Raw genomic sequence first — 9,976 nt, forward strand, 5'->3', positions numbered from 1 at the left:
GGCCGCCAGCTCAACGGCCTGCCGCGCCACCTCTCCCAGCACGTCGGCGGCTTCGTGCTGACCGAGGGCCTGCTAGAGCGACTCGTGCCCATCGAAAACGCAACGATGAAAGACCGCAGCGTCATCGAGTGGGACAAGGACGACATCGACGAGCTGAAGATGATGAAGGTCGACGTGCTCGCTTTAGGCATGCTCAGCGCGATCCGGCGCTGCTTCGACCTCGTCAACCCGATGCGCGGCACCGCCATCGACCTGACCATCCCCGACAACGACAGCGCCACCTACGACATGATCTGCAAGGCCGACACCATCGGCGTGTTCCAGATCGAGAGCCGCGCGCAGATGTCCATGCTGCCGCGACTCAAGCCGCGCAAGTACTACGACCTGGTGGTCGAGGTTGCCATCGTGCGGCCGGGGCCCATCGAGGGCGGCATGGTGCATCCGTACCTGAAGAACCGCGCACTGCCGGCCGATCAGATCAAGTACCCGAAAGACGACTTGCGAGTGGCGCTCGAGCGCACCTGCGGCGTACCCATCTTCCAGGAGCAGGTCATGCAGGTGGCCATGATCGCGGCGGGCTTCAGTGCCGGCGAAGCGGATGGACTGCGCCGCGCGATGGCCGCCTGGAAGCGGCCCGGCGTGTTGGAGAAGTACTACGACAAGGTCATCAACGGCATGCGCGCACGCGGCTACGAAGACGAGTTCGCCGAGCGCATCTTCAGCCAGATCAAGGGCTTCTCCAGCTACGGCTTCCCGGAGTCCCACGCCGCCAGCTTCGCGCTGCTCACCTACGTCAGCTCCTGGCTCAAATGCCACGAGCCCGCGGCCTTTTTGTGTGCGCTGCTGAACTCGCAGCCGCTGGGCTTCTACAGCCCCAGCCAGCTCGTGCAGGACGCTCGCCGGCATGACGTCGAGGTGCGCTCCATCGACGTGAACCACAGCCGCAGCGACAGCACGCTGGAGCCGCGCGATGGTGAGCACCAGCCCCCACGGGGGGCGGGCGGCGGCACGGCCGGCGACCGGGGGCGAGATCAACCCGCCGTGCGCCTGGGCCTGCGCCTCGTCAGCGGCCTGGGCACCGAGGCCGCTGACCGCATCGAGACCGCCCGCGACCGCGATGGCGAATTCGCCCACCCGCAAGACCTGGCCCACCGCGCCCGCCTCACGCAGCAGGACATGCAGCACCTCGCCGCCGCCGACGCACTGACCTCACTCGCCGGCCACCGCCGCCAGCAGGTCTGGCAGGCCTCGGCGCTGCATGCCATGCCGGAGCTGCTGCAAGGCAGCCTGCTGCCCGAGGACGACCTCGAACTCCCCGCCGCCGCCGAGGGCGAGGAGGTGCTGTGGGACTACGCCGCCACCGGCCTCACGCTGCGCCGCCACCCGCTGGCCCTGCTGCGCCCGCGCCTGGCCAAGCAGGGGCTGCTCAGCGCGGCGCAACTGGACAAGATCAAGAGCGGCCGCCGCGCCAAGGCCTGCGGCATCGTCACCGGCCGGCAGAAGCCACAAACGGCCAAGGGCACCCTCTTCGTCACGCTGGAAGACGAGACCGGCAACGTCCAGGTCATCGTCTGGCCCAAGGTCTACGAGGAACACCGCAGCACCATCCTCGGCGCGCGGCTGCTGGCGGTGGAGGGCGTGTGGCAGCGCGGGGACGGGGATGTGCGGCATCTGCTGGCGCGGGGGTTCGAGAACCTCAATCCGTGGCTGGGGAGGTTGGCGACGCAGAGTCGTGATTTCAGGTGAAACGGAAACACCTTTGGGTATTTCCGCCATTTCCGCCTCACGAATTCAACAGACGCACCAGACCCGACTAAGCTGCCGCCAACACCCGCCTTGGAGAAGCGATGCCGAACCCGCAGAACCGTCGAATCCTGTTGGTGGACGACATGCCGGCCATCCACGACGACTTCCGAAAAATCCTCGTGCCGCCGACACCAGAGGACGGCAAGGGCACCGGCCTTGGGTTGTCGCTCTCCTACGGCATTGTGCAAAAACACGCCGGGCGCATCGATGTGGAAAGTGTCGTCGGCCAGGGCAGCACCTTTCGCGTCATCCTGCCCATACGGCATTCGCGCACGCCAGCCGTGCCGACAGCCACTATCTGAAGCTATTTGATGCAAGGCACGTCGGCGATGAATATGCGAACCACCGCGAACAAGAGCCGTATCCTGATCGTGGCCGGCAATTCCGCCATTCACGACGCCTTGCACAGCGCGCTGAGCGCCGACCAACTTGGCCCCGAAGAATTCAATCTGGATTGCGCCCAGGACGCGCAGCAAAGCCTGGCGCTCGTGCGGCAATCCCTCCAGGCATTGCAACCCTACGCCCTGGCGTTCCTCAGCGCACCCCCCGCAGCGGCATGGCGGGAGGCCGATGCCGCAGCGCAAATCTGGGCCATCGACCCCAGAATCCAGATCGTGCTGTGTGCCGACCACCCGCACACTCCTTCTGCCGCGCCATTTGAAACCCCTCCCCCGCGCGATGGCCGCTGGCTGATTACCCAAACACCCCTCGATCCCACCGCAGTCATTCAGCTGGCCCGCGTCCTGACTGACAAATGGCATCTGCACCGGCTCGCCGACTTGCCGGAGCGACCGGTAAATTCAGCAACCGACGCCGCCGACTCGCCCGCAACGGCGAATTCGCCTCAAATCAACGAACAGGACCTGTTGCGCACGCTGCTCGACAACGCACCGGACCATATCTATTTCAAGGATACCCAATCCAGATTCATCAAAGCCAGCAGTGCACAAGCACGCCAATTCGGTATCTCATCACCGGCCGCACTGACCGGAAAGACGGACTTTGACTTCTTCTCCGATGAGCACGCACGCCCCGCCTATGAGGATGAACAGGAGATACTTCGCACCGGCCAACCCATGATTGGCAAGGTGGAAAAGGAGACCTGGAAAGACGGTCGACCCGAGTCCTGGAAATTGACTACCAAAATGCCATTGCGCGACAACGCCGGCGCCATCATCGGTACCTTTGGCATTTCCAAGGACATCACCGCGCTGAAGCAAACAGAAGCCGCGCTGGCCTACCACCGTGACCTGCTGGCCACGCTCATGGAAAACTCACCGGATTCCATCTTTTTCAAAGACCTGGAATCGCGCCTCGTCAAAATCAGCCGCTCGGAAGTCGACAACCTTCTGCGCCTGTCGGTCAGCCGCCACCGCGCCGCCAACCCACACCAGGACGACACGGCACTGCCGCTGCATCTCAGCAGCGTGGCGGCGTTTGAAAACTATGTGATCGGCAAGACCGATGCTGATATGTACGGCTCGGACAGGGCGGGAGAGTTCTGCCGCGATGAGGAAGAAATCATTCGAACCGGCAAACCCATCGTCGAGAAAAGCGAGAGGACCGTTCACCCCGACGGGCGCATCGTCTGGTACCTCACCACCAAAGGCCCCTGGCGCGACCGCGCCGGCCAGCTGATAGGTACCTTCGGCACCTCCAAGAACATTTCTGAATTGAAGGAAGCCGAGCGAAGAATCGAAGAGGTGCAAGCCCAGTTGCTGACGGCGGCACGGCTGGCCGGCATGGCAGAAATCGCCACCAACGTGCTTCACAACGTCGGCAATGTGCTCAACAGCGTCAACGTATCGGCCGACCTGATGGGCACCCAGCTGCGCGCATCCAAACTCAAGGGCCTCGCACGCGCCATCGATTTGATGGACACGCATGCGAGCGATCTTGGCGAGTTCCTGACACAGGACAGCAAGGGCAAGGTGCTGCCCGGATACCTGCGCGAACTGGCCCGGGCACTGGCGGCGGAACATGAGGCCCTGGCCACCGAACTGGGCGCGCTGAGCAACTGCGTGGACCACATCAAACAAGTCATTGCGACCCAGCAGTCCTACGCCGGAACTCCGCGCGTCATCGAACCCGCCAAGGTGGATGAACTGCTGGACGACGCCCTGCGCATGAACGCCAATGCGCTCACGCGCCACAAGGTGGAAGTCGTCAAGAACTACGGGGCGCTGCCCTCCCTGCTGCTGGACCGGCACCGCGTGCTACAGGTATTGGTGAACCTGATCAGCAACGCCAAGCAAGCCCTCGACTCGATTGCCGACCGACGCACCCTGATCACGCTCCAGGCCGTGCTGATAGACGGGCCGGCACTGCGCATCACCGTGACCGACAACGGCGAAGGCATCGCGCCAGAAAACCTGACCCGTGTCTTCTCCCACGGCTTCACCACACGCAAGAACGGCCACGGCTTCGGCCTGCACAGCTGCGTGCTGGCCGCCCAGGAAATGGGCGGCAGCCTGCAAGCCCACAGCGACGGCCCCGGAAAAGGCGCGTCCTTCATCCTGGAAATTCCGGCGGAAGTGTCTGCGGAATCGGCGCACTGAAGGCTCGGCACTGCCCGAGGCGTCACCGGCCGGCAGAAGCCGCAGACCGCCAGGGCACCCTCTTCGTCACGCTGGAAGACGAGACCGGCAACGTGCAGGTCATCGTCTGGCCCAAGGTCTACGAGGAACCCCGCAGCACCATCCTCGGCGCGCGGCTGCTGGCGGTGGACGGCGTGTGGCAGCGCGGGGATGGGGATGTGCGGCATTTGCTGGCGCGGGGGTTCGAGAACCTCAACCCGCTGCTGGGAAGGTTGCCGACGGAGAGTCGGGATTTCAGGTGATCCCGGGGCAAGCCCCGGAAAGACGAAGGCCGCGCGTCTTGCGACTTCGCGGCCTTCCATTTGGTGCATCTTTCAGCTTGTTAGCGTCCAGAGCGCATTTCCCAGTGATGTTTGATGATGCTAACGCTACAACTTCTAAGCAACACTGGGAAATGCACTCAGGCCGGAACTAAAGATGTGGTCAGACAACCGTAATTTGCCAGCGACAATTTTAGGGTGCCAGCCACCGGGACCCAGCTACAGACTGAGTCCCGGTGGCAAAGCTCTTCTGTGACGATGTGCGCTAAACATCTCAGCTCCTTTCTGCCAGCCCACTGGCAACAACTTCACCCCAGCCCAACCCGTCAGGCCAACTAAAGCTTGACGGGTTTTTTATTTTCCAACACGATAGTGGCAATTGATCTTGAATGCAACTGGTTGCCTGACACATCTTAAGCGAATGAAAAATTATCGCCTCGCTCTTGACTTAGGCTCAACCTCGCTGGGGTGGGCCATCGTCCAACTCAACGCCAAAGCCCAGCCAAGCGCCATCATCAGCGTCGGCGTTCGCATCTTTCCGGACGGCCGCAACCCGAAGGACGGCTCCTCGCTCGCCGTCACGCGCCGCAACGCCCGCGCGATGCGTCGGCGCCGGGACCGGTTGCTCAAGCGCAAGGCGCGCATGCAGCGCCTGCTCATCGAACAGGGCTTCTTCCCCGCTGAAGAGCCCGCCCGCAAGGCACTGGAAACGCTGAACCCATACGAGCTGCGCGCCAAGGGGCTGGACGCGGCGCTCACGCCGGCCGAGTTCGCCCGCGCCCTGTTCCACATCAACCAGCGCCGCGGCTTCAAGAGCAACCGCCGCACGGACAAGAAGGACAACGACAGCGGGGCGTTGAAGGCCGCCATCGGCAGCCTGCGCGCGCAGTTGGACCGGGCTGGCGCCGACGGCAAGGCCCGCACGGTAGGCGAGCTGCTGTGGCGCCGCATGAATGACCCGGACGTGCGCACCGTGCGTGCCCGCTACCGCGAGCAGCGCGTTCTCAAGGAAGACGGCAAGACGCGCGTGGACAAGAGCTATGACCTGTACGTGGACCGCAAGATGGTCGCGGACGAGTTCGATGCGCTGTGGGCCAAGCAGGCTGAACTCAACTCTCTCCAGTTCCACGAAGCTGCGGGCGCTGCGCTCAGGGACTGCCTGCTACACCAGCGCAACCTTCGCCCCGTCAAGCCCGGCCGCTGCACGCTGGAGCCCGACGAACCGCGCGCGCCGCTGGCCCTGCCCAGCCAACAGCGCTTTCGCATCCTGCAGGAGGTCAACCACCTCCGCCTGCTGGGCGGGCGGTTGTTGGAGGAACCGCTGAACGTGGAGCAGCGCGACAAGCTGGTGGCGTCGCTTGAGGACGGCAGCAAGTCGTTCAAGACGGCCATCCCCAAACTGCTGGGCCTGCCCGGCACGGTGCAGTTCAACCTGGCCGACGCCAAGCGCACCGAGCTGAAGGGCAATGCCACCAGCATGCTGCTGAGCAAGAAGGACTTCTTCGGCCCCGCCTGGCATGGCTTTGAGGAGGCGCGCCAGGACGAGATCGTCATGCGCATCGTGACCGAGGAAAGCGAAGCGCTACTGGTGGACTGGCTGATCACGTCCACCGGCGTGGACGAGGCCCACGCGCTGAAGATCGCCAACGCATCGCTACCTGAGGGCTATGGCTCGCTGAGCGCCAAGGCGCTGGGCAAGATCCTGCCGGCGATGCGCAATGAGGTCGTCACCTACGACAAGGCCGTGCTGGCGGCGGGTTATGGCCACCATAGCCACATCAGCCACGCGGCCTCGACCGGCGAGATCCTGCCCGAACTGCCCTATTACGGCGAGTACCTGCAGCGCCATGTCGGCTTCGGCACCGGCGAGCTGAAGGACGCGCCGGAAAAACGCTTCGGCCGCATCGCCAACCCAACGGTGCATATCGGCTTGAACCAGGTGCGTGTCGTCGTCAACGATCTGATCAAGCGGTACGGCCACCCGACCGAGGTGATTGTGGAGGTGGCGCGCGACCTCAAGCAGAGCCAGGAGCAGCGCCGCGAGACCCAGGAGCAGCAGGCAAAGAACCAGAGGCGCAACGAGCGGCTGCGCAAGGACGCGGCGGCGATGCTGGGCATTGCCGAAGAGCGCGTGCGCCTGGCCGACATCCAAAAGCTGCTCCTGTGGGAAGAACTGAGCTTCGACATCGCGGACCGGCACTGCCCTTACAGCGGCGTGCAGTTGAGCGTCGACATGGTGCTGAGCGACCGGGTGGAGATTGAACACATCCTGCCCTTCTCGATGACGCTGGACGACAGCCTCAACAACAAGACCGTGGCACTGCGCCAGGCCAACCGTGTCAAAGGCAACCGCACGCCCTGGGATGCGCGCGAGGCTTTTGCCGGCCAGGGCTGGGACTACGACGGCATCCTGCTGCGCGCCGAGCGCATGCCGCGCGCCAAGCGCCAGCGCTTCGCGCCGGACGGCTACCAGAAGTGGCTGAAGGAAGACAAGGACTTCCTGGCTCGCGCCCTCAACGACACGCGCCACCTGAGCCGCGTGGCGCGCGAGTACCTGAGCCTGATCTGCCCGGCTGGCACCCGCGTTATCCCGGGCCAGATGACGGCGATGCTGCGCGCCAAGTTCGGCTTGAACGACATCCTGGGCCTGAACGGCGAAAAGAACCGCAATGACCATCGCCACCATGCCGTGGACGCCTGCGTTGTGGCCGTGACCGACCAGGGCATGCTGCAGCGCTTTGCGCAGGCCAGCGCCGACGCGCGCGGCAAAGGGCTGGATCGGTTGGTCGAGGCCATGCCCGACCCGTGGCCCACCTACCGCGAGCATGTACGGCGCGCGGTGAATGCGATCTGGGTCAGTCACAAACCGGATCATGGCTTCGAGGGTGCGATGCACGAGGACACGACCTATCGCCCGCCGCACCTGGACCCAAAGAACATGTGGCGCACGCGGGGCATCGGCGGCAACAAACCCAACGAAAAGAATGCCGACTCCAAGGCGATGGTCGGCTTCAGCGGGCCACCGGGCTTGCAGCGCCACCCTCGCGACGAGGCCGGCCAGCCCCTGCCCTACAAGGGCTATGTGGCCAGCCCCAAGTTCTGCATGGACATCGTGCGCAATGACAAAGGTCGATGGGAGGGCGAAGTGGTGTCGACCTTCGAGGTCTATCAGCTGGTCAGCGAGTTGGGACGCGATGCGGCGATGGCACGCATTCAGTCCAAGAGTTTCAGCATTTCCGGCAAGCCCTTGGTAATGCGGCTGCAAGGCGGTGACATGGTTCGACTTGAAGACGACGAGGGTCGGCACGTTGTACTGCGCGTCGTCAAGATGTTCGGCAGTGGTCAGGTCTTCTTCGCACCACACAACGAGGCCAACGTGGATGCGCGCAACGCGGACAAGCAGGATCTTTTCGCTTACAGCTCCAAGATGGCCGGCTCACTTCAGAAAGCTCGGGGTCGCCGCATCTCGATCTCGCCCAGTGGCGAACTCCGCGACCCCGGCTTCAAGGAGTAGGCGACATGATCGGCCGCATTGTGGAAGTGGCCGATGACCGGCGGCACCTGTTCATGAATCGCGGCTTCATGGTGGTCAAGGACACGGAGTCGCAGAAGGAACTGGGCCAGGTGCCGCTGGACGACATCGCCGCCGTGATCGCCAATGCCCAGGGCCTGAGCTACACGAACAACCTGCTGGTTGCCCTGGCAGAACGCGGCGCGCCCTTCGTGCTGTGCGCAGCCAATCACAACGCGGTGGGCATGCTGCTGCCGATTGAAGGCAACTTCGAGCAATCCAAGCGCATCGAGGCCCAGATCGCCGCCAGCCTGCCTACGCACAAGCGCCTGTGGGCCGCTGTCGTGCGCTCCAAGCTGGAGCAGCAGGCCGCCGCGTTGGAGGCTGCCGGCTCGCCCACCGCGCCGCTGACCGCGCTCGCCGCCAAGGTCCGCAGCGGCGACCCCGACAACCTGGAAGCCCAGGGCGCGCGGCGCTACTGGGGCCTGCTGTTCGGCGAGGTGTTCAGGCGCGATCAACAGGGCGGCGGCCTCAACGGCCTGCTGAACTACGGCTACACCGTCATGCGCGCCACGATGGCCCGCGCCGTCATCGCAGCAGGCCTGCACCCGGGCATCGGCCTGCATCACAGCCACGACAACAACGCGATGCGGCTGGTCGACGACCTGATGGAACCCTTCCGCCCCATCATCGACCTGAAGGTCTGGCAGCTCCGTCGCAATGGCGAGGAGGCGGTCACGCCCGAGTCCAAGCGCGCACTGGTTCGCACGCTCTACGACGACATGCAAACTGCATTGGGCGCCACGCCCGTCATGGTCTGCACGCAACGTCTAGCCGTCTCGCTGGCCCAGGTCTATCTCGGCGAGCGCGACAAGCTCGACCTGCCGCTGCCCGGCCTGCCGCTGTCGCTGGCGTCGGCGCTGCAGGACGACGAATGAGGTACTGCCAGTGCTCACGGGATACCGACTGATGTGGATGGTGGTGATGTTCGACCTGCCGGTGGTTGAGAAGGCCGAACGCCGCGCTGCCACCGAGTTCCGCAATGCCCTGCTGGACATGGGCTTTGAGATGAGCCAATTCAGCGTCTACATGCGCTTCTGCACAAGTGGCACTCAGGTAGACACCTACTGCAAGCGGGTCGAAGCGGCGTTGCCAGTCGGTGGCAGGGTCAATATCCTGCAGTTCACCGATAAGCAGTACGAACGCATCATCAGCTACCAGGGCAAGGCTAAACAGCCAGCAAAAAAAACGCCCGACCAGTTCGATCTGTTCTGACCATGCTCCCACTTTCCACCGTCCAAAAAGCAAATAACCCCTTGACGAATCAAGGGGTTACCGCCGATCTAGTCTAGATCACTGGGAAATGCACTCTGGCCGGAACACACGAACCCGCCGCGCCCATCCCACACGTAGTCTAGATCACTGGGAAATGCACTCTGGCCGGAACATGGGCGCCATCTTCACGGCCTTGTCCGGCAGTCTAGATCACTGGGAAATGCACTCTGGCCGGAACATCATGTCGGTCACGCACTCGCGTGCCGCTAGTCTAGATCACTGGGAAATGCACTCTGGCCGGAACCGCTCCTATTGACTGTGTGTGCGGCATGTCAGTCTAGATCACTGGGAAATGCACTCTGGCCGGAACCTTGGTGCAGCGATCACGCACCGACTCGGGAGTCTAGATCACTGGGAAATGCACTCTGGCCGGAACACCCAGATTCCGATCGTGTCAAGCTGCACAGTCTAGATCACTGGGAAATGCACTCTGGCCGGAACGTGTAGTGCCCGTGGCTGACCTGCGC

At 63.7% G+C, this 9,976-nt stretch carries 6 protein-coding genes, 1 pseudogene and 1 CRISPR repeat array; all 7 genes and pseudogenes read left to right on the top strand.

What is annotated here, in order from left to right:
- Positions 1-1,746: OB-fold nucleic acid binding domain-containing protein (locus ABIS05_RS06645; protein ID WP_348009239.1), on the top strand; the 1,746-nt coding region annotated here is incomplete at its 5' end.
- 101 nt (positions 1,747-1,847) lie between these two features.
- Positions 1,848-2,108, top strand: a complete 261-nt coding sequence (locus ABIS05_RS06650; protein WP_348009240.1) for an ATP-binding protein — start codon at positions 1,848-1,850, stop codon at positions 2,106-2,108.
- A 9-nt stretch (positions 2,109-2,117) separates the two neighbouring features.
- Positions 2,118-4,364 (top strand): PAS domain-containing protein, encoded by a 2,247-nt coding sequence (locus ABIS05_RS06655; protein ID WP_348009241.1) that lies wholly within the window; start codon positions 2,118-2,120, stop codon positions 4,362-4,364.
- A 21-nt stretch (positions 4,365-4,385) separates the two neighbouring features.
- Positions 4,386-4,645 (top strand): annotated as a pseudogene (locus ABIS05_RS06660) (OB-fold nucleic acid binding domain-containing protein); the annotation flags it as partial.
- A gap of 439 nt (positions 4,646-5,084) precedes the next feature.
- On the top strand, positions 5,085-8,177 hold the full coding sequence (gene cas9 / locus ABIS05_RS06665) for a type II CRISPR RNA-guided endonuclease Cas9 (RefSeq protein WP_348009242.1): 3,093 nt from the start codon (positions 5,085-5,087) through the stop codon (positions 8,175-8,177).
- 5 nt (positions 8,178-8,182) lie between these two features.
- Positions 8,183-9,112: a type II CRISPR-associated endonuclease Cas1 gene (gene cas1, locus ABIS05_RS06670; RefSeq protein WP_348009243.1), complete on the top strand. Its 930-nt coding sequence runs from the start codon at positions 8,183-8,185 to the stop codon at positions 9,110-9,112.
- 31 nt (positions 9,113-9,143) lie between these two features.
- On the top strand, positions 9,144-9,449 hold the full coding sequence (gene cas2 / locus ABIS05_RS06675) for a CRISPR-associated endonuclease Cas2 (protein ID WP_348009244.1): 306 nt from the start codon (positions 9,144-9,146) through the stop codon (positions 9,447-9,449).
- Between the two features lie 70 nt (positions 9,450-9,519).
- Positions 9,520-9,950: a CRISPR direct-repeat array (repeat unit 36 nt; unit sequence AGTCTAGATCACTGGGAAATGCACTCTGGCCGGAAC).
- Positions 9,951-9,976 lie beyond the last annotated feature (26 nt).

The sequence above is a fragment of the Roseateles sp. genome (assembly GCF_039929605.1).
Classification (GTDB): Bacteria; Pseudomonadota; Gammaproteobacteria; order Burkholderiales; family Burkholderiaceae_C; genus Pelomonas.

Bases quoted from the DNA above. Each gene is read 5' to 3' on its own strand.
- ABIS05_RS06650 (WP_348009240.1), top strand. From the start codon at position 1,848: ATGCCGAACCCGCAGAACCGTCGAATCCTGTTGGTGGACGACATGCCG.
- ABIS05_RS06655 (WP_348009241.1), top strand. From the start codon at position 2,118: ATGCAAGGCACGTCGGCGATGAATATGCGAACCACCGCGAACAAGAGC.
- cas9 (WP_348009242.1), top strand. From the start codon at position 5,085: ATGAAAAATTATCGCCTCGCTCTTGACTTAGGCTCAACCTCGCTGGGG.
- cas1 (WP_348009243.1), top strand. From the start codon at position 8,183: ATGATCGGCCGCATTGTGGAAGTGGCCGATGACCGGCGGCACCTGTTC.
- cas2 (WP_348009244.1), top strand. From the start codon at position 9,144: ATGTGGATGGTGGTGATGTTCGACCTGCCGGTGGTTGAGAAGGCCGAA.